This window comes from Actinomadura soli, assembly GCF_005889715.1.
Classification (GTDB): domain Bacteria; phylum Actinomycetota; class Actinomycetes; order Streptosporangiales; family Streptosporangiaceae; genus Spirillospora; species Spirillospora soli.
In genome coordinates this window covers 1-24,554 of sequence record NZ_VCKW01000129.1, presented here as the reverse complement: position 1 = coordinate 24,554, position 24,554 = coordinate 1, and the positions used below count along the sequence as shown (strand labels likewise).

Sequence of the window (24,554 nt, the reverse complement as noted above, 5' to 3'; positions counted from 1 at the left end):
AGGGTGGGCTGGCTGGTGACGCCCAGGGTGTCTTCGACGAGGGTGACGAAGACGTCGGCGTCGTGCAGGAGTTCCTCGGCCTCGCGCGGGGTGACGGCGCGGGGCAGCCCGGCCTCGGCGGCGGCGCGCTTGTCGGCGCCGGCGGCGAAGAAGGCGGCCCATTCGCGCAGGGCCGGCTCGGCCTCCGGGAGCAAGACCCAGACGCTGCGCGGACGGCCGCGGCGGTGGGTCTCCAGGGGTTCCCTGGACGCAAGGACGGCGGCGGCCGCGCGCAGTGCGGCCAGGTGGGCGCACACGTAGCGGACGGCGGGCGAGGTGGCCTCGGCCGCCTCCGCCAGGCCCATGCGGGCGGCGTGGAGCTGGCCGGCGGCCGTGTGCGCCGGGCGGGGTGCGGGCATCGGACGGCGGCGCGGGCTCGGCGGCGGGACGGACTGGGCGGCGGCGTGGATCCCGCGTGCGGTCATCGTTCCGGACATGGTCTGCCTCCTTCCGGGCTCGGGCCGGCCGGGCGGAGAGCTTCCCCTCACTCCGCCCGGCCGTCCGTCCCGCCGGAGCTGCGCTGCCGGCGGGGACGTCGCCCTGGCACGGGCCGCGAGTCCCGCACCACGTCGAACATAAGTTCGACGCACAACCCAGTAAACCGCCCTGACGCCGATTCGTCAACGTGTTCGAATGGGTGTCGTATCCCGCAGGTCAGCGGGCTTGACGGCAGGGGAACAGCGGGTTGCGGCGGCGCTCAGCCGGGCCGTCTGACGTGCACGGGGACGCCCGTCCCGAGGAGGCCCGGGAAGTACTCGGCGATGTGCATCGGCAGCCGGACGCAGCCGTGCGAGGCGGGGTACCTGGGCACGTCCAGGGCGCCGTGGAAGGCGATGCCGCCGTTGAAGTAGATGGGGTTGTAGAGGCGGCCCAGGGGCGAGATCTCCCAGCCCGAGGCGCGCCGTCCGGTACGGAAGTCGCCCGTGCCCGTGCTGGCGTAGCGGCAGCGGGGGACCTTGGCGCCGCGGTCCTTGGCGCAGTAGTACTCGCCGGAGCCCGACGAGATGTGCGTGATGAGACGCGGCTGCCCGTCCTTGTAAAGCACGAGGTACTGGCGCTTCAGGTCGACGTCGACGCGGTCCTTCTCGCGCTTCTTGGCCATCGGGCGCGGTTGCGAGGGGTCGGCCAGGGCCTGCCGGAACGACTTGTCGAGCGTGCCCTTCTGCTTCATGCCGTTGACGGCCTGGAACGCCCACACGGCCAGCTGGGTGGACGTCCCGTACTTCCCGTCGACCTTGCCCGGGTCGTAGTTCAGTTCCTTGAGGCGGCGCTGGAGCGCCTTGACGTCCTCGCCCTTCGCCCCCGGCTTCAGCTTGCGCTGCGTGGGCGTGGGCGTGGGCGTCGGCGTGGAGGGCGGCGCCGGCGTCGTCGGTTTGGCGACCGGCGTCGTCGGCGGGCCCGCCGCCTGGTCCGTCCCGTTGCAGCCCGTCAGGAAAACGGCCGCGGTCAGCAAAACCACGCTCGTGCGCACGTCGATCGGTCTCCCTCGCATGAGCTGAACCTTAAAGTGCTACCCATGCATCCGAATACCGAAATCGTGGCAAAGGCGCTGCTCGAACGGGGCGCGGCGGGGGACATCGTGGAGCTGCCCGCCTCCGCGCCGACGGCGCAGGCGGCGGCCGAGCAGCTGGGCTGCGAGCTGGGCGCGATCGCCAACAGCCTGCTGTTCGACGCGGACGGGACGCCGCTGCTGGTGATGACGAGCGGCGCGCACCGGGTCGACACGGTGAAGATCGCGGCGCTGGTGGGGGCGGCGAAGGTGCGGCGGGCGACGCCGGAGTTCGTCCGGGAGGCGACCGGGCAGCCGATCGGCGGGGTGGCGCCGCTGGGGCATCCGGCGCCGATCCGTACGCTCGTCGACGTCTGGCTGGACAAGTACGACCAGGTCTGGGCGGCGGGCGGGCATCCGCACACCGTGTTCCCCACGTCGTACGAGGAACTGCTGAGGATCACCGGGGGCACCCCCGCGGAGGTGGAGTGACATGGAGCTGTGGCACAACCCGCGCTGCTCGAAGAGCCGCGCCGCGAAGGCCGCGCTGGACGAGGCGGGCGTGGAGTACACCGAGCGCCGTTACCTGGACGAGCCGCCCACGGCCGATGAACTCGACGCTGTGCTGAAGCGGATCGGCGCGGAGCCGTGGGACGTGGCGCGCCTCAACGAGCCGGTCGCGAAGGAGCTGGGGCTGCGGAACCTGGAGCACGACCGGTCCCGCTGGATCGAGATCATGGTGGCGAACCCGGTGCTGATCCAGCGGCCGATCGTCCTGACCGGCGAGACCGCCGTGGTGGCGCGGGACGACGCGTCCGTGCGCAAGGCCCTCGACGGCCGGTGAGGCGGTGGCGTGTGCGCCCCGGAGGCCGCGGGACGGCTGTGATCAGCTTTCGTCCTGCGTCGGGGCACCGCCCGGTCTACTCTCTGTCAGGTGAGGGACCCGAAGCTGCGCGAGATCGACGAGCGCGCGTTCCTGCGCAGGCTCAGCCCCATGCTGGACGTCTACGCGGCCACCATGGAACCGCCGAACGAGCAGCTTCCCGGCCGCCACACCATCATGGAACGGCACGCGTCGTACCCGGGGTTCCGGGCGTTCGTGGTCGAGCGGCGCGGGGCGCTGCCCGTCCTGACGGGGCCGGTGCAGGGGTTCGCCTACGGGTTCCACGGGGCGCGCGGGCAGTGGTGGCATGACGTCGTCGCCCAGGCGCTCACCGACCGGGAGGGGCCGGAGCACGCGGAGGCGTGGCTTGAGGACACGTTCGAGATCGCGGAGCTGCACGTCCACCCGGAGGCGCAGGGCAGGGGCCTCGGCCGGGCGCTGCTGAACGCGCTGTGCGAGGGCAGGCCGGAACGGACCGTCGTGCTGTCGACGCTGGACAGGCGACCGGATACTCCGGCCCGCACGCTCTACCGTTCCGTCGGCATGGTCGATCTGCTGACGGACTTCGAGTTCCCCGGGGGCGGCCCCCGCTACGCGGTCATGGGCGGGACCCTGCCGCCGGCCCCGTACCCGCCGGCCCCTTCGAGCGGCGCGAGCAGCCCGTAGACCTCGCGCGTCGCCGTGGACTTGTTGAACGTGATGAAGTGGATGCCGGGCGCGTCCTGGTCGAGCAGCTCCTGGCACAGCTCGGCGGCGTGCTCGATGCCGAGGCGGCGGACGGCCTCCGGGTCGTCGGCGACGGCGTCGAACCGGGCCTTGACCTCGGGCGGGAACGGCGCGCCCGACAGCTGCTCGGACCGCTCGATCGTGCTGATCTGCGTGACCGGCATGATGCCGGGCAGGATCGGCACGTCGCAGCCGGCGGCGGCGACGCGGTCGCGGAGCCGGAAGTAGTCCTCGGCGCGGAAGAACATCTGCGTGATCGCGTAGTCGGCGCCGGCGCGGCACTTCTCGACGAAGTAGCGGGTGTCGCTCTCGATGTCGGGCGAGCGGGGGTGCTTGTAGGGGAACGCGGCGACACCGACGCTGAAGTCGCCGTAGGAGCGGATCATCCGGACGAGGTCGGCGGCGTACTCGACGCCCTCGGGGTGCTTGACCCACTCCCCCATCGGGTCGCCGGGCGGGTCGCCGCGCACGGCGAGGATGTTGCGGACGCCGACGGAGGCGAACCGGCCGATCAGCCGGCGCAGCTCGGCCTGGGAGTGGTTCACGGCGGTGAAGTGCGCGACGGGCGTGAGCGTGGTGTCGGTGGCGATCCGCTCGACGATGTCGACGGTCTTGTCGCGGGTGCCGCCGCCCGCGCCGTAGGTCACGGACACGAACGTCGGGTGCAGCGGCTCCAGCTCGCGGATGGTGCGCCACAGGTTCCGCGCGCCCTTGTCGGTCTTGGGCGGGAAGAACTCGAAGGAGAAGGATCTGGCGCCGGAGGCCAGCAGCTCTCGCACGGCGGGAGGACGGTCTGGGCGCAGGCGTGGCATCCCCCAAGCCTACAGAAGCCACCGGGACACGCCGGGGGCCGCCGATCCGCGTGATGCTCCACACAACGCACGGCCGTTATGTCCGCATTTCCGAGGATCTATGAACCTCTCACGTTTCCGGCGGACGGTTGAAACCACCCAGCTGGATACGATCTCGGCATGTCGACCAGCCTGATCCGCAAGGAGGTCGACGAGGCGCTCCTGGCCTTCGTCGACCGGCAGCGCCCCGCCCTGCTGACCATCAGCGACGACCTCGCGCCGCTGCTGTCCGCCCTGGGGGCGCTGCTCGGCGGGGGCAAGCGGCTCCGCCCGGCGTTCTGCTACTGGGGGTGGCGCGCCGCGGGCGGCGAGGACGGCCAGGCCATCGTGCGGGCGGCGGCGTCCCTGGAGCTGCTGCAGGCGAGCGCGCTGATCCACGACGACGTGATGGACTCCAGCGACACGCGGCGCGGGCAGCCGTCCGTCCACCGCAGGTTCGAGGCGCTGCACGGGGCGCAGGCGTGGCCGGGCGACGCGGAGGCGTACGGCGCGGGCGCGGCGATCCTGCTCGGCGACCTGTGCCTGGCCTGGTCGAGCGAGATGTTCGAGACCTGCGGGCTGGACGGCGACCGCAGGCGGCGCGGCCGGGACGTCTACGACCTGATGCGCACCGAGGTCATGTGCGGCCAGTACCTCGACATGCTGGAGGGCACGCGGGGCGAGGCGTCCGTCGCGACGGCGCTGCGCGTCGTGGAGTACAAGAGCGCCAAGTACACGATCGAGCGCCCGCTGCACCTGGGCGCGGCGCTCGCCGGGGCCGGCCCGGACGTGATCGCCGCCCTCAGCGGCTACGGCCTGCCGCTCGGCATCGCCTTCCAGCTCCGCGACGACGTCCTCGGCGTGTTCGGCGACCCGGGCGAGACCGGCAAGCCCGCGGGCGACGACCTGCGCGAGGGCAAGCGGACCGTGCTGATCGCCCTCACCGCCGAGCGCGCCTCCGCGGCCCAGGCGGCGGCGCTGCGGCGGCGCCTCGGCGACCCCGGCCTCGACCGTCCCGGCGTGGACGAGGTGCGCGCGATCATCGAGGAGACCGGCGGGCTCGCCGCCTGCGAGGCCATGATCGAGCGCTACCTCGGCGAGGCGGAGCGGGCCCTGCGCTCCGCGCCGATCACCGCCGAGGCCCGCCACGCCCTCTCCGGGCTCGCGGTCGCGGCCACCACGCGCAGCATGTAGGCGCCGCGCATCAGGTGGGCGCCGCCGGGGCGGGGTGAGGGCCGCGGGGCAGGTGGGCGGCGTCGGCACGTTCCAGTCCGGGACGCCGAAGATCGCGGTTCCCCTGCCGCGCCGCCCGGCGACACGGTACAAATGAGGAGATCTTCGTCCGTCCCCGCCGAGTCGGAGTCCCCCACAGTGCCGCACGACACCTCCCGCGGGAGGACGAACCCCCATCCCGCGCGCAGCGCCGCCGCCCGTCCGGGGCGGTCCGGCCAGGCCCACGCGGGCACGCCGGGCCGTCCGGCCAAGGAGCGCCCGGCCCCGGCCCGGCCGGCGCAGGCCCGTTCCGGCCCCGACCGCGAGGCCGGTACCAGTGCGAACCCCGATCGTCAGAACGACCCGGACCGCCGGAGCCCGGACGGCCGGAGCGGTGCCGCCCCGGCCGCGCGGGCGGGGCGCGGCAAGCGGCCCGGAACGCCGCTCGGCCCGGACGACCCCCGCGGCCTCGGCGGCTACACGCTGCTCGGACGGCTCGGCGAAGGCGGCCAGGGCATCGTCTACCTCGGCCGGGACGGCGACGGCGGGCTCGTCACGGTCAAGCTGCTGCGCGGCGGCGTGGCCGCCGGGCAGCGGGCGCGCGGCCGCTTCGTCAAGGAGGCGGAGGCGGCCCTGCGGGTGTCGGGACGGCACACGGCCCGCGTCCTGGACGCCGACATGACCGGCGACCGCCCGTACATCGTCAGCGAGTTCGTCGAGGGCCCGGCGCTCCAGCACGTCGTCGAGGACCGCGGCCCGCTGCCTCCGCCCAAGCTCCGCAAGCTCGGGCTGCGGACGGCGGCGGCGCTCGCCGCGATCCACCGCGCCGGGATCGTGCACCGGGACTTCAAGCCCGGCAACGTGCTGCTCGGCCCGGACGGCGCCAAGGTCATCGACTTCGGCATCGCCCGGATCGCCGACGCCGCCCCGGTGACGACCGGCCCGGTCGGCACCCCCGCCTACATGGCGCCGGAGCAGATCGAAGACGAGCCGGTCGGGACGCCCGCCGACGTGTTCGCGTGGGGCGCCACCATGGTGTTCGCCGCGACGGGGCGCCCGCCGTTCGGCACCGGGCCGAGCGCGGCCGTGATGCGGCGGGTGACGTCCCGCAGCCCCGACCTCGGCGAGCTGGACGGGCCGCTGCGCGATCTCGCGGCCCGCTGTCTCGACAAGAACCCGGCCGCCCGGCCGACCGCGTCGCAAATCGTCCGGGCGCTCCGCGAAGGGCAGGGACCGATGCCGAAACCGCGGCCGACGCGGATCCCGCGCTACAGGTGGCGGATGATGGTCGCGCTCGCGGCCGTCGTCGTCTCCGGCTTCGTCCTGGGCATGCTCTTCTGAGCGGGCATGCCCCGCTGGAAGGGGCGGGCCTTCCGGCTCACCAGTGCGGCGGACGGTCCTCGAGGAGGCGGGAGTCGTCGGCGTCGCCGCGCCACTCGCCCCAGCCGGTGTCGGTGTCGTCGGACGTCTGGTCCGGCAGGATCTCCAGGTCCTCGTCAAGCTCGACCGGCCGGTCGTCGTCGGGTCCCAGGCTCATGATCCCCATTGTGGGCGATCGCGCCCCGGCCCGCACTGTGATCCAGGTCAAACCCCGACAAGATCAAAGGCGCGGGGTCAGGCGGCGAGGCGGCGGGCGAACTCCGCCGCGGCGGCGCCCGGATCGTCCGCCTCGGTGATCGCCCGGACGACCACGACGCGGCGCGCCCCCGCGGCGAGGACGTCGCCGAGATTGCCGAGGTCGATCCCGCCGATCGCGAACCACGGGCGCGCCGTGCGCCGCGCCGCGACGTACTCCAGCAGCTCCGGCCCGGGCGCGGGACGGCCCGGCTTGGTCGGCGTCGGCCACACCGGGCCGGCGCAGAAGTAGTCGACGCCCGGCTCGGTCACGGCCGCCGTCGCCTGCTCGGCCGAGTGCGTGGACCGGCCGATCAGCATGTCGCCGCCGACGATCTCGCGGGCGGCGTCCACGGGCAGGTCGTCCTGCCCGAGGTGCAGCACGTCGGCGCCGGCGGCGTGCGCCACGTCCGCGCGGTCGTTGACGGCGAGCAGCGCGCCGTGCCGCTCGCACGCCGCCCGGAAGATCTCCAGGTAGGCCAGCTCCTGCCGGGCCTCCAGGCCCTTCTGGCGGAGCTGGACGAGGTCGACGCCGCCGGCGAGGGCGGCGTCCAGGAAGTCCGGCAGGTCCCCTTGCCGCTCCCTCGCGTCGGTGCAGAGGTAGAGGCGGGCGCGGCCGAGCCGGGCGCGCAGCGCGACGGCGCGTTCGGTGGGGAGATGCCTGGACACGGCTGGGAGACGTCCTTCCGGAAAGGGTGCGCGGGGCCGCGCGGCGGTTCCGTCCCACCGTGCGACCCCGCGATCGTGTCAGAGGTTCAGAGTTTCGATGCCGCCGGACGGCTCAGAACGCGAGGGCCTGGGCGCGGCGGCGGACCTCGGTCCCCCGGTTCTCGGTGAGCGCGTCCACCGGCGTGCCCGGCAGCGTGTCATCGGCGGTGAACAGCCAGCGGACGGTCTCCACGTCGTCGAACCCGGCGTCCGACAGGAGCGTCAGCGTGCCGGGCAGTCCCTTGATGACCTGGCCGTCCTTGATGAACGCGGCGGGCACCATGGGCTCGCCCTCCCGGCGCACGGCCAGGAGCCGGTGCTCGCTGATGAGCTGCTTGATCCGGTTGGGCTTGATCCCGAGTCGTTCGGCCGTCTCCCTGAGGGAGAGCCACTCACCCGCGAGGGCGTCCGTTCGGGGGTCCAGTGCGCTGTCAACGGTTGCGTGCATCTGCGTCACGCCCCCTTGCTACCACGCCTTCGGAACCCTCAAACCCCCTGCACAGCCGTTACATGCCCACGGCGATCGCTATCCGCGAACGGCCTGGCGGACGGGCACGTCCGGGTCCGCGAGGGCCTCCGCGTCCACGGGCGTTCCCGCCGCGATGACGCGCCGCGCCTGCACCAGATCGCGGGGCCGGTCGACGGCGAGGACCGCGTCGAGCCGGTCCCCGGTCAGCCACACGGCCGTCCACTTCCGGCCGGACGGGTCACCCCGGCGGACGATCCGCTCGGACGCCGCGTGGCTGCCCGCGTACTGCACCATCCGCCCGAACTGCTCGGACCAGAAGTACGGGACGGCGTCGTACACCGCGTCCTGGCCGAGGAGTGTCGCGGCGGCGACGTCGGGGGCGTTGAGTGCGGTGTCCCAGTGCTCGACGAGGAGCCGCCGCCCGTACCGCGCCGACCACCAGGCGGCGCAGTCGCCGGCGGCGACGATGTCCGGACGGGCCGAGCCGGGCTCCTCCTCGCCCAGGTACGCGCGGAACGAGCCGTCGGTGACCACGCCGCGCTCCAGCAGCAGCCCGGAGCCGTCCAGCCAGGACAGGTCCGGCCGGACGCCGATGCCGGCGACGACCACGTCCGCGTCGATCCGGGCGCCACCGGCGAGGACGAGACCGCCGTCCCGCACCTCGGCGACCTTGACGCCGGTGCGCAGCCCGACGCCCGCCTCCGCGTACCAGGGCGCGGTGAGGGCGCCGACCTCGGGGCCGAGCGCGCCGGCGAGCGGGGTGTCCGCGGCCTCCACGACGGTCACGGCGCAGCCCTTCTTCGCGGCGGCGGTCGCGACCTCGGCGCCGATCCAGCCCGCCCCGACGATGACGATCCGGGCACCTTCCGTAAGCCGGGACCGCAGGTCACGGCTGTCCTCGATGGTGCGCAGGACGTGCTGGGGCCCGTCTCCCGGCAGCGTGATCGGGACGGCCCCGGTCGCGATGACCAGCCCGTCGAACGGCAGGTCGCCCGCCGTGGACGCGACGGTCCCGCCGCGCGCGTCCAGGCGCAGGCCGGTGGCGCGCTCGCCGAGGAGGAGGTCGCAGCGCAGCGCGTCCCAGTCGGCGTCGACCGTCGTGTCGTCGGACTCGCCCGCGAGGACGGCCTTCGACAGCGGCGGCCGGTCATAGGGCCGGTGCCGCTCGGCCGAGACGAGGGTCAGCGCGCCCTCGTACCCCCGGCCCCTCAGCGACTCCACGGCGCGCACGCCCGCCAGCCCGCCACCCACGACGACGACCCTCTCCATGAGAATCACCCTAACGAGCGCCCTCCGCCCACTGGACGCCTGTCCGGACGGCTGCGCACACCACGAGGGACGTAAGGTGGGGAGCGGGTAAAACAGCACAAAGCGCGGGAGTCCGGTGCGACCGGGCTGAGAGGGCGGCTGGAACGGGCCGCCGACCGCCACGACCTGATCCGGATCATGCCGGCGAAGGGAGCGCGCATGGAGATCGTGATCATCGGCGCCGGGGTCATCGGCCTCGCCACCGCCTGGCGGGCCGCCGCCGGCGGCGCCGCCGTCACCCTGGTCGACCCCGAGCCCGCGAGCGGCGCGACGGCGGTCGCCGCGGGGATGCTCACCCCGGTCAGCGAGCTGACCTACGGCGAGGAGCCGCTGCTGCGGCTGGGCCTCGCGTCCCGCGACCGGTATGGCGCGTTCGTCGCCGAGCTGGAGGAGCTGACCGGCCTGGAGACGGGCTACCGCACCGACGGGATCATCGAGGTCGCCTTCGACGCCGACGACCTGAAGTACCTGGACGACCTGCGCCGCTTCCAGGAGACCCTCGGCATCCCGGTCGAGGCGCTGACCGGCCGGGAGTGCCGCCGCCTCGAGCCCATGCTCGCCCCCGGCGTGCGCGGCGGCCTGCTCGCCCCCGAGGACGGCTCGATCGACCCCCGCCGGCTGGCCCCGGCGCTGCTCGCCGCGGGCGAGAAGCTCGGCGTCCGCCTGGTCCGGCGGCGGGCGGCGGAGGTCGTCGTCGAGCGCGGCACGGCCGCCGGCGTACGCCTGGACGACGGCACGACGCTCCCCGCCGACCGCGTCCTGCTGGCCGCGGGCCCCTGGTCGGGCGATATCGGCGGCCTGCCTCCCGGGACCGTTCCGCCCGTCCGTCCCGTCAAGGGGCAGGTGATCCGGCTCCGCACCCGGACGCCGTTCATCGGCCGGTCCACGCGCGGGATGGTGAAGGGCTCGTCGGTGTACCTGGTGCCGCGCCTGGACGGCGAGATCGTCGTCGGCGCCACCCAGGAGGAGCTGGGCTTCGACACGCGCGTCACGGCCGGCGGCCTGTGGGAGCTGCTGCGCGACGCCCGCGAGCTGCTGCCCGGCGTCACCGAGCTGGAGTTCGCCGAGGTGTCGGCGGGCCTGCGCCCGGGGTCGCCCGACAACGCGCCGGTGATGGGCCCGTCGGCCCTGCCCGGCCTCGTCATCGGCACCGGGCATTTCCGCAACGGCATCCTGCTCGCCCCGGTCTCCGCCGACATCCTGTCCGCGATGCTGCTGGACGGCCCCGTCCCCGGCGTCGCCGGACCGTTCGCGCCCGGCCGGTTCTCCCCCGAGGTGCACTCATGAAGGTGATCGTCAACGGTGAGCCGCGCGAGCTGCCGGACGGCGCGAGCGTGGCCGAGGCGGTCGCGTCGGTGACCGAGGCCGCGTCCGGCGTGGCGGCGGCGGTGAACGACGAGGTCGTCCGGCGCTCGGCATGGGCGGCGACGACGCTGCGCGACGCCGACCGCCTGGAGGTTTTGACCGCCGTGCAGGGAGGCTGACCGGCGTATGGAACGGAGCGCCAGCGGAGTGGAATACGCCGGTCAGCCCCCTGCCGGGGGGTGTGGGGGGTCGTCCCCCCACAATGACACCGTGCAGGGAGGCTAGACGTGACGGACATGCTGGTCATCGCGGGCGAGGAGCTGGGCTCCCGGCTGATCATGGGGACCGGGGGCGCGCCGAGCATGCACGTCCTGCGCGAGGCGCTGACCGCGTCCGGGACGGAGCTGACCACGGTCGCGATGCGGCGCGTGGACCCGTCCGCCCGCGGCTCGGTGCTGGACGTCCTGGGCGACTGCGGCATCCGGGTGCTGCCGAACACCGCGGGCTGCTTCACCGCGGGCGAGGCCGTCCTCACCGCGAAGCTGGCCCGTGAGGCGCTCGGCACGACCTGGGTCAAGCTCGAAGTGATCGCGGACGAGCACACGCTGCTGCCCGACCCGATCGAGCTGGTCGACGCCGCCGAGCAGCTCGTCGACGACGGGTTCGTCGTCCTGCCGTACACCAACGACGACCCGGTCCTGGCGCGGCGGCTGGAGCAGATCGGGTGCGCGGCCGTGATGCCGCTCGGCTCCCCGATCGGGTCGGGCCTCGGGATCCGCAACCCGCACAACATCGAGCTGATCGTCGAGCGGGCAAGCGTCCCGGTCATCCTGGACGCGGGGCTCGGCACCGCGTCCGACGCGGCGCTGGCGATGGAGCTGGGCTGCGACGCGGTGCTGCTGGCGACCGCCGTGACCCGCGCCCAGCACCCGGCGCGGATGGCCGCCGCGATGCGGCACGCGGTGGAGGCCGGGCGGCTGGCCCGGCTGGCCGGACGCATCCCGAAGCGCCGCTACGCGCAGGCGTCCTCACCCTTCGAGGGCCTCGCAACCTCGTAGGAACACTAAACATCCACCTGTAGAAATATTCGCTGGACCTGAAATGTCAGCGCCACCAGACTGAGGGCGTCCACCCGGGCGGGTGCGCTGCAACCCTGCGCGTCGCTTCGGTGTTCACCGAAACGTCCCATACCTAAGGTGTCTGACATGCAGCAGGAAAGCGGTGCGGGCGTCGACAGACTCGCCGTGGCGGCCGCCACGGTGACGGTGGTGCTCTGGGCATCCGCCTTCGTCGCGATCCGCAGCGCCGGCGACGACTACAGCCCCGGCGCCCTCGCCCTCGGCCGCCTCCTGTCGGGGACGGTCGTGCTCGGCGCGCTGTGGCTCGTCCGGCGCGAGGGGCTCCCGCCGAAGGCCGCATGGCCGGGCATCGTCACCGCGGGCGTCCTGTGGTTCGGCGCGTACATGGTCGCCCTGAACTGGGGCGAGCAGCTCGTGGACGCCGGCACGGCCGCCCTCGTCGTCAACATCGGGCCGATCCTCATCGCGCTCCTGGGCGGCTGGCTGCTGAAGGAGGGCCTCCCGCCCCGCCTGCTGGCCGGGATGGCCGTGTCGTTCGGGGGCGCGGCCGTCGTCGGGCTGTCGATGTCCGGCGAGGGCCGCTCGTCCGTCGGCGGGGTGCTGCTCTGCCTGGTCGCCGCCGTCACCTACGCGGCGGGGGTCGTCAGCCAGAAGCCCGCGCTGCGGCACGCCTCGGCGCTGCAGTTCACCACGTTCGCCTGCGCGATCGGCACGCTCGCCTGCCTGCCGTTCTCCGGCCGGCTCGTCTCCGAGGCCGCCGACGCCCCCGCCGGCGCCACCCTGAACATGGTCTACCTGGGCGTCTTCCCCACCGCCATCGCCTTCACCACCTGGGGATACGCTCTCGCCCGGACGTCGGCGGGAAAGATGGGCGCCACCACCTACGCCGCGCCCGCCCTCGTCGTGTTCATGTCGTGGCTGTTCCTCGGCGAGGTCCCCGGCCTGATCACGCTCGCCGGCGGCCTGCTCTGCCTCACCGGAGTGGCCGTCGCCCGCCGCACGAGGCCGCTGCGCCGCCCCGCGCCCACACCCCCGGAGCCCACGGCCGTCCCGGCCGGGTCACCCTCCGGGCTCATCGATGCTCATACTCACGACTGATGAGAACCTCGCCGATCCGGCCGTAAAATCGCAGCGATGGACACGACGGTTGCCGATCCTCTCGTCGGGCGGGTGCTCGACGGGCGCTACCGCATTGAGTCCCGCATCGCCCGCGGCGGCATGGCCACGGTCTACCTCGCGCGCGACATCAGGCTCGACCGCATCGTCGCGATCAAGGTGATGCACGCCGGACTCGCCTCCGACGAGGACTTCGTCGCCCGCTTCATCGGCGAGGCCAAGGCCGCGGCGGCGCTGTCGCACCCGAACGTCGTCGCCGTCTACGACCAGCGCACCGACGGCGAGCACGTCTTCCTCGTCATGGAGTACGTCGCCGGGCACACGCTCCGCGACGCGCTCACCACGCTCGGGCGGCTCGGCCCCCGCGCCGCTCTGGAGATCATGCAGCCGGTGCTCGCGGCGCTCGGCGCGGCGCACCGGGCCGGTCTCGTGCACCGCGACGTCAAGCCCGAGAACGTCCTGATCACCGAGGACGGCCAGGTCAAGGTCGCCGACTTCGGCCTCGCCCGGGCCGAGACCGCGAGCAAGCTGACCAAGACCGGCGTGATCATCGGGACGGTCGGCTACCTGGCGCCCGAGCAGGTGGTGTCCGGCGACGCCGACGTCCGCTCGGACGTGTACGCCGCCGGCGTGATGCTGTTCGAGCTGCTCACCGGCCGCCTCCCCCACCTGGCCGACACGCCGCTGGCCGTCGCCTACAAGCACGTGAACGAGACGGTGCCGCCGCCGTCCGGCACCGTCCCCGGCATCCCGGTCCGCGTCGACGAACTGGTCACCGACGCGACGAGCCACGACCCGCAGCGCCGCCCGCGGGACGCGAACCAGTACCTCGCCGAGGTCGCCGAGGTGTTCGGCGGCCTCCCCCGCGACCTCGACCGCCGCCTCGAGGAGGCGAACGCCACCGCCGTGCTGGAGGCCCCGCCCTCGCACGGCCGCACCGCCGTCCTCGACGCGACCACGCTCCCACCCGCCTACGCGCCCGAGCGGACCAGGGCCGACCGGGCCATCGGCGCGCTGACCGGCCGGTACGTCCTCATCGCCATCGGCGCCGTCGCGGCGATCATCCTCGGCTGGGCGGTCTGGTACCAGACGTCGGGGCAGTACGAGCACGTCCCGTCGTCCATCATCGGGATGAAGGTCGCCGACGCCCGCGACCGCCTGGAGAGCGCCGGCCTGGACGTGCAGACGGCGAAGGCCGTCTACGACGACCGGGTCCACAAGGGCGGCGTCGCCAAGTCCGACCCGCCCGCGGGCGCCCGCGTCGCCAAGGGCGAGACCGTCACGCTGACACCCTCCCGTGGCATCACGCCCAAGGAGGTGCCCGACGTCGAAGGCAAGTCCCTAGAGGAAGCCAAACAAACCCTCAAGGACGAGGGCTTCACCGTCGGCCGGACGAGCTTCACCCCATCACAAACCGTCGCCAAGGACAGGGTCGTCGGCACGAGCCCAGGGGCGGGCGAGCGGCAGTCCCCCGACGAGCCGGTCAGCGTCATCGTCTCCACCGGCATGTCGATGCCGAACCTGGTCGGCCAGAACGGCGACGCCGCCGCGAACCAGCTCCGCTCCATGGGCCTGGACGTCAAGGTCGAGAAGAAGAAGGTCGACGGCAAGCAGCCGGACACGGTGATCGAGCAGAACCCGTCCGAGGGCACCGGCGTGTCCCGGGGCGACGAGGTCACGCTCGTCGTCAACAAGCGCGATTGCCTCGTCGACACGGGCCCGATCCAGATCGGCTGCGAGGACGGCGAGAACGGCGAGAACATCCCCGTCCCGAACCTGACCGGAAGCACCGTGGACGACGCCAAGAAAGCCCTGGAAGACTCCGGTTTCAAGGTCAACGTGACGGGCTTCGGCGGCAACACCGTCCGCTTCCAGTCCCCGGACAGCGGGGAGGCCCGCCGCGGCTCGACCGTGACCATCGTCCGGGGCCCCTGACCGGCTAGGCTGAACCCGCAATGACATCTCGCAATCCCGTCGGGGCGCACGTCCCCGTGGCCGGTGGCCTGGCCACCGGCGGTCTGAAGTACGCCGCCGAGATCGGCGCCGAGGCCGTGCAGGTCTTCGTGGCCAACCCGCGCGGCTGGGCCCTCCCCGAAGGCAAGCCCGCCGAGGACGAGAAGCTCCGCGCCGCCGGCATCCCCGTCTACATCCACACCCCGTACCTGGTGAACTTCGGCTCCCCCAGCCAGGAGACGCTGGCCAAGTCGATCGCGACCGTCCGCCACTCCCTCACCCGAGGCCGCGCCATCGGCGCCCTCGGCGTAGTGGTCCACACCGGCTCCGCCGTCACCCAGACCTACGACGGGGCCATGGCCCAGGTCCGCGACCACGTCCTCCCCCTCCTGGACGAGATCCCCGAAGACGGCCCCGACCTGCTCCTGGAACCCATGGCAGGCCAGAACCACATGCTCTGCGCCAAGGTCCAGGACCTGGGCCCCTTCTTCGACCGCCTGGAGAACCACCCGAAGCTGGGCGTCTGCTTCGACACCTGCCACGCCTTCGCCGCGGGCCACGACCTGGCGGCCCCGGGCGGCGTGAAGGACACCATCGACGCCCTGATAGACACGGTCGGCGAGGGCCGCCTAAAACTGGTCCACGCCAACGACTCGAAAGACCCCTGCGCCTCCGGCCGGGACCGCCACGAGAACATCGGCGCGGGCCAAATCGGCGAACCCCCGTTCGCCGACCTCTTCCGCCACCCCGCCGTGGCCGGAATCCCTTTCCTGATCGAAACCCCAGGCCGCGCCCCCGCCCCCCACGCAAAAGACATCGAAACCCTAAAACGCCTACGCGACACCTAGAGCCGGGAGCGCGAGAGTCACCCGCCAGGTGAGGGGTAGCCGCAACATACGCACGAACCGGCACCCACTAATGCGCGGACCCAAGCCACCACAGCAACCCGCAACGGCCTCACCGCCTGCGATCGCGACCGAAGGCAGGGTTCGAGCCTGCGAGAAACCTGATCGCGCAGCGAGCCACCAGGCGAGACGAAGCGATGCAGCGATCGCGCGCGTTTTTCGACGATGGAGGGCCCCAGGGCCCGAAGGAGGAGAAAAAAGCAAAAAACACGACTCGGGCGCCGCTGAACAACCCCCCGACTGTTCAACGACGCCCGAGCCACAGGCCACCGGATCCCACCCCCCCGGTACGGGATCCAGCGACGCACGATCCGGCGTTCGAGCCGGATCTCCAGATTTGCTTTTGTGGGAGGTTTCGCGGCGGTGTGCGGCGTGGTGCCGTGTCACGGCCGCCCGCCCCTCCGGGACGGTGTGGCGTTCGGTGCCACTGAGAACTCTAGGGGTGTGATGCCACAGTTGCGGTCCAGGAAAACCCAGGTCTCGGTAAACGGTACGTAGTCATAGATATGCGTTGAGTAGTCAGACGATGAGCGGGCGGTCAGGCTGGACGAGCGGTGTTTGGGAACGGTCCACTAGGTATGGGGCCGCGACGGTCGATGGATCGCGGGCGTTCAGCGGACGGGCGTCCCCTCGGGCAGGTGCAGTTTCATGAGCGCGCGGTCGGCGCGGCGCGGGACGCGGCGGCGGGTCAGCAGCGAGACGACGATCATGACGGCGAAGGCGGCGGGCGCGACGACCGCGGCGGGCTGGGCGAGGACGTCCTGGGGCCAGCCCGCCGAGGGGCCGGAGAACAGGCGGGCGAGTCCCGCGGCGACGGCGAACCCGCCGCCCGCGAGGAGCCCGGCGGCGGCGCCGGCCGCGGTCAGGCCGCGCCACCAGATGCCGAGGACGAGCAGCGGGCACAGGGAGCACGCCGACACGCAGAGCGCCATCGTGACCAGGCCGACCGCGCCCTGCGGGCCGATTCTCGGCAGGACGGCGAGCGGCGCGGCCAGCGCGAGCACCACGCCGAGGCGGAACGCCGTGACGCCGTTGCGGCGGCGGACGCTCTGGGAGATCGTCCCGGCGAGGGCGACGACGATCCCGCAGGACGTGGAGATGAACGCGGCGAACGCCCCGGCGGTGACGAGGCCGGTGAGGAGCGCGCCGCCGGGTCCGGGGAGCATTCGCTGCGGCAGCATCAGGAGGGTCGCGTCGGTGTCGCCGGTCATGAGCAGTTCGGGGGCGTAGAGGCGTCCTAACGTCCCGTACAGGGCGGGGAACACGGAGAACAGGGCCAGCAGGACGGGCACCAACGCGGCGGTGCGGCGGGCCGCGGCCCCGTCGGCGCTGGTGTAGAAGCGCATCAGGATGTGCGGCAGGCCCATGGTGCCGAGGAGGACGCCGAGCAGCGCCGAGTAGGTGCGGAAGAGGCCGTTCTCTTCGGCGCGTCCGAACGGTGTCGCCCAGGTGGCGCCGTCCTGGACGGGCAGCCGTTCCGCGTGCGGCACCGGCGCGCCGGCCGGGAACCGGATGTCCGTTCCGGCGCCGATGGTGTGCCGGCCGGGTGCGAGGGGCACGCGCTCTCCGTCGCGGACGGCGCCGTCCACCCGTCCCCGGACGGTGACGGTGACGGCGGCGGGCACGGTGACGGCGGCGGCGGTGCGCACCTGCACCCGGGTGGCCCGTTCGAAGTTCGGCGGGGTGGCGCCGACGGGGTCGGGGGCGCCGGCGAGGTTCCAAACGGTCAGCAGGACCATGGCGGGCACGGCCACGGCGACGAGCTTCAACCAGAACTGGACGGCCTGGACTGCGGTGATGCCGCGCATCCCGCCGGAGGCGGCGAGCAGCAGCGCGACCGCGACGACGACGGCCCAGCCCGTCCAGACGGGCGCGCCGGTCAGGACGCGCAGCGTCACCCCGGCGCCCCGGAACTGCGGCAGCAGGTAGAACCAGCCGACGAAGCAGACGCAGCCGGTGACGATCCGCCGCACGCTCCGGGAGCCGAGCCGCCATTCGGCGAAGTCGGGGACGGAGTAGGCGCCGGACCGGCGCAGCGGCGCGGTGACGAACGCCAGGAGCAGGACGTATCCGGCGGTCCCGGCGATGGGGAGCCACAGCATGTCGGCGCCGTAGGCGAGCACCAGCCCGGCGGAGCCGAGGAACGCGGCGGCGGAGATGTACTCGCCGCTGATCGCGGACGCGTTCCACCAGGGGGTGACGCCGCGCGAGGCGACCTGGAAGTCGGCGGCGGCCCGGGCGGAGCGGCGGGAGCGGACGCCCGCCGTCCCGAGCAACGCGACCAGGGCGATCAGCGCCGCCGCGACGGCCAGCGCGGTCACGGACGGCCCACCGGCTCGCGCCGGGGGGTGCGGGCGGCCGTCCCCCGGCCCGGGGCCGGCGCCGTCAGCTCGCGTTCCGCCCGTTCGGCGCGTCTCAGCTGCCGCAGCGCCACGGCGATCCAGACGGGCTGGACGCCGAACACGAGGACGGGCCAGAAGAGCGGGACGCCGCGCACACCGGCGTGCGCGACCCCCGGGGCGAGCGCGAGCAGCGCGGGCAGGCCCGCCACCACGGCGATGACGATCGCGCAGGTCCGGAGGGCGATGCCCAGTTGGAGGCGGATCAGGGCGGTCGCCGCGGCAGCGCCGACCGCCATGGAACGGGACGTATCGGGCGGTTCACCCTGGCGGGGATCCGGGACCGGCGAGCCGGTATGAAGTGGATCGGGGTCCGGCTGGTCGGAACCGGAGGGCTCGGCGGCGGGCCGTTCGGCGGGACGGGTTCCGGACGGCGGGTCGGCGTCGTCCCGGATCGTCCGCGCGCGTACGGTCGCCGTACCCGTGACCGCCACCCGGCGTTCACCGTTCATCGCGATCGTCTCCCGTACCGCCGCCGCCGTCGCCGTCCGCGCCGCCCGGGTCCTCCCCGTCCGGGTGGTGGAACCTGCGGACCAGCCGGTCCCGCACCTCGCGGGTGTGGCGGCGGCTGACCTGCAGCAGCTCGTCCCCGATCTGGACGGCGGCACGGCCGCCGTTGAACCGCACCTCGGTGATGTGCGCGGACGCGACCAGGGTGCTGCGGTGGATCCGGATGAACCCGGCCGCCTCCCACCGCTTGGTGAGCGCCGACAGCGGCATGCGGACGAGGTAGCCGCCGTCGGCGGTGTGCAGCCGGACGTAGTCGCCCTGCGCCTCGACATGGGTGACGGCCCGCCGGGAGACGAGCCGGGTCCGGCCGCCGAGCTCGACGGGGATCATCTCGTCCTCGGGGTCGCGCCCCTCCGCGGCGGGGGGCGGCGCCGACCGGTCCACGGCCCCGGCCACGCGGCGCACCGACTCGGCGAGCCGCTCGGGCCGGACGGGCTTCAGCAGGTAGTCGAGCGCGCCGAGCTCGAAGGCGGTGACGGCGCAGTCGTCGTGCGCGGTGACGAACACGACGTGCGGCGGCGCGGTGAAACCGGTGAGCAGGCGGGTGAAGTCGAGCCCGTCGAGCCCGGGCATGCGGATGTCCATGAACACGGCGTCGAGGCGTTCGCCCTCGACGAGCATCCGGCTCAGGTCGCGCAGCGCGGACGAGGCGTCGCCCGCGCAGCTGACCCCGGCGACCCGCGGATCCTTGCGGAGCAGATACGTCAGCTCCTCAAGTGCGGGACGTTCATCGTCGACGGCCAGGACGTGCAGCATGAGGGCGACTTTGCCGCGATTACCGTCTGTCCGCAATCGGTTCCGAAAAGTGAGTGGCGTGTCGCGGCGGGCCGGCTCAGTCCGGAAACACGCCGGGACGGTACTTCGGGACGCGCAGATTGACCTTGGTTCCGGCGCCCAGAGCGGTCTCGACGGTCAGCCCGTACTCGTCCCCGTAGACCTGCCGCAGGCGCTCGTCGACGTTCGCGAGACCGATGCCGGCGTCGCCGCCGGGGCGTCGCGCGCGGGTCGCGACGCTCCCCCATCCGGTCGGTCCGGGCCGGCCCAGCGGCGCGGAGAGGATCTCCTGGAGCCGTTCGGGGTCCATGCCGACGCCGTCGTCCTCGACGCTGATCGCCGCCTCGGCACCCGAGTCCCGCGCGACGATCGAGATGTGGAACGCGCCGCCCGCGCCCTGCATGCCGTGCCGGATCGCGTTCTCGACCAGCGGCTGCAGGGCGAGGAACGGCACCGCGACCGGCAGCACCTCCGGCGCGATGTCGACGCGGAACTGGAGCCGCTCGCCGAACCTGGCCCGTTCCAGCAGCAGGTAGCGGTCGATGGAGCGCAGCTCGTCGGCGAGGGTGGTGAAGTCGCGGGGGTTGCGGAAGGAGTAGCGGGCGAAGTCGGCGAAGTCCAGCAGCAGCGCGCGGGCGCGTTCGGGGTCGGTGCGGACGAACGAGGCGATCGTCGTCAGCGAGTTGTAGACGAAGTGCGGGGAGATCTGGGCGCGCAGGGCCCGCATCTCGGCCTCGGCGAGCCGGATGCGGGCGTTGTCCAGCCCGGCGAGTTCGAGCTGGCCGGTGACCAGCCGGGCCGCCTCGCCGACCGCCCTGACCCGCGCGGCCGACGGGCTGCGCCAGTACACGGTCAGCGTCCCCTCGACGCGTCCCTCGACGGTGAGCGGCGCGACCATCGCCACCTGGACGGGGCACAGCGGGTCGCGGCAGCCCATCAGCTCGGGGGCGATCACGCGCGGCCGGCCGGAGGCCAGCACCGGCAGGGCGTCCCGGACGGCCTCCGCCGCGTGGGCGTCGTGGGCCGCACCGTCCCAGGCCAGCAGCCGGGGCGCGGCCGGGACCCGCTGGTGATCGTCGTCGGGGTGGTCGTCGTCGAGGTCGTCCAGCTCGTCGTCGGACGGGGGCAGCACGGCCACCAGCGCGACCGCCTCGGCGCCCAGCAGCGATCTGAGCCGCCGGGCGGCCTTGCGCGCCGAGTCCTCGGTCAGCCCGGCGCGCAGCGGCGGCGACGCCCGCGTGATCAGGTGCAGGGTCGCGAACGCCGCCTGTTCGGCCGCGTCGGCGGGCGGGCGGCGCGGAAGCCCGCGCGAGCGGCCACGTGCGAGACCGCGGGCGACACCACGCGGAAGGCCCCGCGCAAGGCCGCGCGCGACGCCACGCGGAAGGCCGCGCGGGGGACGGCGTGCGACGCCGGGCGGAAGACCGCGCCATCTGCGCAGCGCCCAGGCTCCCGCTGCGGCGCCGGCGGCACCGGCGGCCGTGGCGCACGCGACGACGTCCACGACGGACGGTAGAACCATGACAACGTACGGTAACGGCTGTCGTCCGCGAGGGTCGGTGTGTTGCCCATTTACGAAGGTCTCGGATGGGCCACGCCACAGGGGGTCATGGCCCGTCCGACAGGTCACAGGGGCGGCGACTCGCCCTCGTCCTCCTGGTAGGAGTACCGCTGTTCCCGCCACGGGTCGGCGACGTTGTGGTAGCCGCGCTCCTCCCAGAAGCCGCGCCGGTCCTTCACCAGGTACTCGACCCCCCGCACCCACTTCACGCTCTTCCACGCGTACAGGTGCGGGACGACGATGCGGATCGGGAAGCCGTGGTCGGGGCTGATGCGCTCGCCGTCGCGGTGGGTGGCGAACATCGTCCCGTCGGCGAGGAAGTCGCTCATCCGGATGTTGGCGCTGTAGCCGTACTCGGCCCAGACCATCACGTGCGTGACGTCCGGCTCGGGCGGCGCCAGCTCCACGATCGCGGAGCCGGAGACGCCCTCCCATTCGTTGTCCGGGATCGTGAACTTGGTCACACAGTGGAAGTCGGCGACCGCCGTGATCCTCGGGAGCGCGTCGAACTCGTCCCAGGTCCAGCGGTACTGCTCCCCCGACGCGGTCGCGCCGAAGACGCGGAAGTCCCAGTCCTTGGGACGGAACTTCGGCACTGGGCCGTAGTGCAGGACGGGCCAGCCCCGGGGGACGTACTGGCCGGGCGGAAGATCGCGCGGCTCCGGTGCGGACTGCTCGGGGTGGGACATGACGCGGCCATCCTGCCATCCGGAGTGAGGTGAGCCATATCCGGGGTCCGCGCGGGGCCCGCCGGGTCCACCACGACGCCGGAGCCGTTAAGCTGGGCCCGTGCGCAACGTCGTGTATTTCTTTTGGTTCGACCAGCCCGGGCGGCTGGTCTGCCAGACGCTGCGCTGACAGACCTCAAGTCGAGAGCCCCGGGCCGCACTGGCCCGGGGCTTTCGTCGTTCCAGGGGTTGCTCGCGGGGTCCACCAGGGATCCCGGGCGGAGGAGAGAGGCAGCACACCAATGGTCGTCGTCATGGCCCCGGAGGCCAACGAAGCGGATATCGACGCCGTCGTCTCACTGGTCGAGACCGCCGGGGGCGAGGCGTTCGTCAGCCGCGGCGTGGAGCGGACCATCGTCGGGCTCGTCGGCGACGTCCAGCAGTTCGGGACGCTGAACCTGCGCGGGATGCGCGGCGTCAGCGACGTGATCCGCATCTCCGCGCCCCACAAGCTGGTCAGCCGCGAGAACCACGCCGAGCGCTCGGTCGTGCGGGTCGGCGGCGTGCCGATCGGCCCGGGCACCATGACGCTGATCGCCGGTCCGTGCGCGGTGGAGACGGCGGAGCAGACCCTCGGCGCCGCGCAGATGGCGCAGGCCGCGGGCGCGACGCTGCTGCGCGGCGGCGCGTTCAAGCCGCGGACGTCCCCGTACGCGTTCCAGGGCCTCGGCGAGGCCGGCCTGCGCATCCTCGCGGACGTGCGGGCGGAGACGGGCATGCCGGTCGTCACCGAGGTGGTGGACGCCGCCGACGTCGAGCTCGTCGCGTCCTACGCCGACATGCTGCAGATCGGCACCCGCAACGCGCAGAACTTCGCGCTGCTGCAGGCGGCGGGCGAGTCCGGCAAGCCGGTCATGCTGAAGCGCGGCATGAGCGGGACGATCGAGGAGTGGCTGATGGCCGCCGAGTACGTCGCGCAGCGCGGCAACCTCGACATCGTGCTGTGCGAGCGCGGCATCCGCACGTTCGAGAAGGCGACCCGCAACACCCTGGACATCTCCGCGGTGCCGGTGGCGCAGCGCCTCTCCCACCTGCCGGTGATCGTGGACCCCTCGCACTCGGGCGGCAGCCGCGACCTCGTGCTGCCGCTGACCCGCGCCGCGATCGCGGTCGGCGCCGACGGCGTGATCATCGACGTGCACCCGCACCCCGAGACCGCGCTGTGCGACGGCCCGCAGGCCCTCGTGGACGGCGACCTGCGCGAGCTGGCCAAGCTCGTCCGGGACCTGCCGCCCATCGTCGGCCGCGCCCTCACCCAGGCCCAGGACCCCGACGCCGTCCCCGCCTGACCGCCCCGCCTGGCCGTCCGGCCGGATCGGATATCGTTCGGCCATGGCTTACTGGACCTCGAACTGCGGCCCGCCGCGCTCCTGACGGGGCGCGGCGACCGCACTCGCTGACCGAGTCCTGACACGGCCCGGCGCCGGATGCGCCCGGCCGTGTCCTCCTGCGCCCCGAATCCGGATCACCGTCGTCCGATTCGAGGTCAGGAGCTTCTCCCGTGGCACAGCACACGTCCGTCCGGCATGCCTCCGGCGAGGGATCGCCCGGCAAGGACCCGTCCGCCCGCGTCCGGCGCGGCGGCGCCGACATCCTGGTCGCGGCGTCCCTCTGGGGGACGACCGGGACCGTCCGCACCTTCGCGGACGGGTCATCGGCGCTCTCGGTCGCCGCGATCCGCATCATCATCGGCGGCCTGGTGCTGCTCGGCCTCGCCGCGGCCTCGCGGCGCGGCGCCGGTCTGCGCCGGCTGCTGCGCGACCGCCGCAACCGGCCGCTCGTCGGCGCCGGCGCGGTCACGATCGCGGTGTACCAGGCGGCGTTCTTCGTGGCCGCCGGACGCACCGGGGTCGCGGTCGCCACCGTCGTCACGATCGGCAGCGCGCCCGCGTTCACCGGCGTGATCGGGCTCGCGGCCCGGCGGTCGGCGCCGCCCCGCCGATGGGCACTGGCGACCGCCGGGGCCGTCGCGGGCTGCACGCTGCTCATCTGCAGCGGGCTCATCGGCGGCGGCCGGGACGCGGGCGTCGAGCCCGCGGGGATCGCGCTGGCACTGCTGTCCGGGCTGGCGTACGCGGTGTACGCGACGATCGCGTCCGTCCTCATCGACCGCGGCGAGGAGGACCGGGCCGTCGCCGCGTCGCTGTTCGGGGCGGCGGCCGTCCCGCTGGTCCCGGTCCTGCTCGCGGAGCCGACCGGCTGGCTGACCACCGGGCAGGGCGCGCTGATCGCGCTCTACCTCGGCGTGGTCACCACGGGCGGCGGCTACCTGCTGTTCGCGCGGGGGCTGCGCACGACGCCCGCCACGACCGCGACGACGCTGACGCTCGCCGAGCCGGCGGTGGCCGCGGTGCTCGGCATGGTCCTGCTGGACGAGCGGCTCGGCCCGGTGGCGCTCGGCGGTCTCGCGCTCCTGGCGGCGAGCCTGGTGGGCCTGGTCATGCCCGTCCGGAGGCGGAACGATGGCGAACATATACAGGCCGGTAACAAATTGGTATGAACCACTGGCCGGGGGCGGTCACGGCGTGGATGATGTCCGGCATGACTACGGGCGATGACGCCGGGGGGCGGCTGTTCCCGGAGGATCTGGACGGCGTCGACCCGGTCGCCGCGGTGATGCTGGCGGATGCCTGCCGCGCCGTGTCCGCGTACCCGGAGCTCGTGCTCCTGGGCGCGCTGTTCACCGCCGCGGAGCAGGTCCCTGACGGCTGGCAGATCGTGTGCCCCTGCGACCCGCTGCCCCAGGGCGCGCGCGAGCTCCTCGCCGTCCACCTGGAGGACCGGGCGGCCACGGCGCCGGACGTCGCGCGGGCACGGCAGCTGGTCGCCGCGGCGCGGACACTCCAGGACGAGGCCGCCGACGAGGTCACGGCGGGCGGGCGGCGGTTCCGGATCGTGCGGATCGAGCAGCTCGTCCGCACCGGCCCGGACGGCCCCGAGCCGCCC

General features: G+C 73.6%; 26 protein-coding genes. 14 read left to right on the top strand and 12 right to left on the bottom strand.

The window, feature by feature from the left end; all coding sequences use genetic code 11:
* The coding region (locus ETD83_RS23775) for an SAV_6107 family HEPN domain-containing protein (protein WP_138647364.1) at positions 1–476 on the bottom strand (476 nt) is incomplete at its 3' end.
* A 260-nt stretch (positions 477–736) separates the two neighbouring features.
* Positions 737–1,531 carry a L,D-transpeptidase family protein gene (locus tag ETD83_RS23770; RefSeq protein ID WP_138647363.1) on the bottom strand — a complete coding sequence of 265 codons (795 nt, stop codon included), beginning with the start codon at positions 1,529–1,531 and terminating at the stop codon, positions 737–739.
* 24 nt (positions 1,532–1,555) lie between these two features.
* On the opposite strand from ETD83_RS23770, the gene ETD83_RS23765 reads away from it, so the two are divergent.
* The 3 genes from ETD83_RS23765 (at position 1,556) to ETD83_RS23755 (ending at position 3,077) form a co-directional block, all read left to right on the top strand.
* Positions 1,556–2,020: a YbaK/EbsC family protein gene (locus tag ETD83_RS23765; RefSeq protein WP_138647362.1), complete on the top strand. Its 465-nt coding sequence runs from the start codon at positions 1,556–1,558 to the stop codon at positions 2,018–2,020.
* Between the two features lies 1 nt (position 2,021).
* On the top strand, positions 2,022–2,372 hold the full coding sequence (locus ETD83_RS23760) for an arsenate reductase family protein (protein ID WP_138647361.1): 351 nt from the start codon (positions 2,022–2,024) through the stop codon (positions 2,370–2,372).
* A gap of 90 nt (positions 2,373–2,462) precedes the next feature.
* Positions 2,463–3,077, top strand: coding sequence for a GNAT family N-acetyltransferase (locus ETD83_RS23755; protein ID WP_138647360.1), 615 nt, complete (start codon positions 2,463–2,465; stop codon positions 3,075–3,077).
* Here ETD83_RS23755 and metF read toward each other — a convergent pair.
* Entirely contained in the window at positions 3,002–3,949 is a 948-nt protein-coding gene (metF, locus tag ETD83_RS23750) for a methylenetetrahydrofolate reductase [NAD(P)H] (RefSeq protein WP_138647359.1), read from the bottom strand. The two genes, ETD83_RS23755 and metF, sit on opposite strands and share 76 nt — an antisense overlap.
* Positions 3,950–4,108: 159 nt before the next feature.
* On the opposite strand from metF, the gene ETD83_RS23745 reads away from it, so the two are divergent.
* Both ETD83_RS23745 and ETD83_RS23740 read left to right on the top strand, forming a co-directional pair.
* On the top strand, positions 4,109–5,161 hold the full coding sequence (locus ETD83_RS23745) for a polyprenyl synthetase family protein (RefSeq protein ID WP_138647358.1): 1,053 nt from the start codon (positions 4,109–4,111) through the stop codon (positions 5,159–5,161).
* A gap of 132 nt (positions 5,162–5,293) precedes the next feature.
* Positions 5,294–6,520: a serine/threonine-protein kinase gene (locus ETD83_RS23740; RefSeq protein WP_230421127.1), complete on the top strand. Its 1,227-nt coding sequence runs from the start codon at positions 5,294–5,296 to the stop codon at positions 6,518–6,520.
* A gap of 37 nt (positions 6,521–6,557) precedes the next feature.
* On the opposite strand, the gene ETD83_RS42745 is transcribed toward ETD83_RS23740, so the two are convergent.
* The 4 genes from ETD83_RS42745 to ETD83_RS23725 form a co-directional block, all read right to left on the bottom strand.
* The gene (locus tag ETD83_RS42745) at positions 6,558–6,716 is read right to left on the bottom strand and encodes a hypothetical protein (RefSeq protein ID WP_171064395.1); all 159 of its coding nucleotides are present in this window, start codon (positions 6,714–6,716) and stop codon (positions 6,558–6,560) included.
* A 77-nt stretch (positions 6,717–6,793) separates the two neighbouring features.
* Complete coding sequence (thiE, locus tag ETD83_RS23735; RefSeq protein ID WP_138647357.1) at positions 6,794–7,462, bottom strand: thiamine phosphate synthase; 669 nt, start codon at positions 7,460–7,462, stop codon at positions 6,794–6,796.
* Between the two features lie 112 nt (positions 7,463–7,574).
* Entirely contained in the window at positions 7,575–7,949 is a 375-nt protein-coding gene (locus ETD83_RS23730; RefSeq protein ID WP_138647356.1) for an Rv2175c family DNA-binding protein, read from the bottom strand.
* Between the two features lie 78 nt (positions 7,950–8,027).
* Positions 8,028–9,239: an NAD(P)/FAD-dependent oxidoreductase gene (locus ETD83_RS23725; protein ID WP_138647355.1), complete on the bottom strand. Its 1,212-nt coding sequence runs from the start codon at positions 9,237–9,239 to the stop codon at positions 8,028–8,030.
* Positions 9,240–9,437: 198 nt separating this feature from the next.
* Between ETD83_RS23725 and thiO the strand changes: the two genes are divergently transcribed.
* The 6 genes from thiO (at position 9,438) to ETD83_RS23695 (ending at position 15,579) form a co-directional block, all read left to right on the top strand.
* Complete coding sequence (gene thiO / locus ETD83_RS23720) at positions 9,438–10,565, top strand: glycine oxidase ThiO (RefSeq protein ID WP_138647354.1); 1,128 nt, start codon at positions 9,438–9,440, stop codon at positions 10,563–10,565.
* Positions 10,562–10,762, top strand: a complete 201-nt coding sequence (gene thiS / locus ETD83_RS23715) for a sulfur carrier protein ThiS (RefSeq protein WP_138647353.1) — start codon at positions 10,562–10,564, stop codon at positions 10,760–10,762. The genes thiO and thiS overlap by 4 nt, the downstream gene beginning before the upstream one ends.
* Before the next feature lie 108 nt (positions 10,763–10,870).
* A complete protein-coding gene (locus ETD83_RS23710; protein ID WP_407921515.1) occupies positions 10,871–11,641 on the top strand; it encodes a thiazole synthase in 771 nt (256 codons plus the stop codon).
* A 147-nt stretch (positions 11,642–11,788) separates the two neighbouring features.
* A complete protein-coding gene (locus ETD83_RS23705) occupies positions 11,789–12,760 on the top strand; it encodes a DMT family transporter (RefSeq protein ID WP_138647352.1) in 972 nt (323 codons plus the stop codon).
* 36 nt (positions 12,761–12,796) lie between these two features.
* A complete protein-coding gene (gene pknB, locus ETD83_RS23700; protein ID WP_138647351.1) occupies positions 12,797–14,713 on the top strand; it encodes a Stk1 family PASTA domain-containing Ser/Thr kinase in 1,917 nt (638 codons plus the stop codon).
* 20 nt (positions 14,714–14,733) lie between these two features.
* Complete coding sequence (locus tag ETD83_RS23695; RefSeq protein ID WP_138647350.1) at positions 14,734–15,579, top strand: deoxyribonuclease IV; 846 nt, start codon at positions 14,734–14,736, stop codon at positions 15,577–15,579.
* Positions 15,580–16,247: 668 nt separating this feature from the next.
* Here ETD83_RS23695 and ETD83_RS23690 read toward each other — a convergent pair.
* From ETD83_RS23690 to ETD83_RS23670, 5 genes are all read right to left on the bottom strand, one after another.
* Positions 16,248–17,957, bottom strand: coding sequence for a sodium:solute symporter family transporter (locus ETD83_RS23690; protein WP_138647349.1), 1,710 nt, complete (start codon positions 17,955–17,957; stop codon positions 16,248–16,250).
* A complete protein-coding gene (locus ETD83_RS23685) occupies positions 17,954–18,487 on the bottom strand; it encodes a hypothetical protein (RefSeq protein WP_138647348.1) in 534 nt (177 codons plus the stop codon). The genes ETD83_RS23690 and ETD83_RS23685 overlap by 4 nt, the downstream gene beginning before the upstream one ends.
* A complete protein-coding gene (locus tag ETD83_RS23680; RefSeq protein WP_138647347.1) occupies positions 18,477–19,301 on the bottom strand; it encodes a LytR/AlgR family response regulator transcription factor in 825 nt (274 codons plus the stop codon). The genes ETD83_RS23685 and ETD83_RS23680 overlap by 11 nt, the downstream gene beginning before the upstream one ends.
* A gap of 76 nt (positions 19,302–19,377) precedes the next feature.
* Positions 19,378–20,841, bottom strand: coding sequence for a histidine kinase (locus ETD83_RS23675; RefSeq protein WP_138647346.1), 1,464 nt, complete (start codon positions 20,839–20,841; stop codon positions 19,378–19,380).
* A 104-nt stretch (positions 20,842–20,945) separates the two neighbouring features.
* Positions 20,946–21,569 (bottom strand): sulfite oxidase-like oxidoreductase, encoded by a 624-nt coding sequence (locus ETD83_RS23670; protein WP_138647345.1) that lies wholly within the window; start codon positions 21,567–21,569, stop codon positions 20,946–20,948.
* 281 nt (positions 21,570–21,850) lie between these two features.
* Here ETD83_RS23670 and aroF point away from each other — a divergent pair, with 281 nt between their 5' ends.
* From aroF to ETD83_RS23655, 3 genes are all read left to right on the top strand, one after another.
* Positions 21,851–22,897 (top strand): 3-deoxy-7-phosphoheptulonate synthase, encoded by a 1,047-nt coding sequence (gene aroF / locus ETD83_RS23665; RefSeq protein WP_138647344.1) that lies wholly within the window; start codon positions 21,851–21,853, stop codon positions 22,895–22,897.
* A gap of 212 nt (positions 22,898–23,109) precedes the next feature.
* On the top strand, positions 23,110–24,108 hold the full coding sequence (locus ETD83_RS23660) for a DMT family transporter (RefSeq protein WP_138647343.1): 999 nt from the start codon (positions 23,110–23,112) through the stop codon (positions 24,106–24,108).
* Between the two features lie 41 nt (positions 24,109–24,149).
* Positions 24,150–24,554: DUF5954 family protein (locus ETD83_RS23655; protein ID WP_205717843.1), on the top strand; the 405-nt coding region annotated here is incomplete at its 3' end.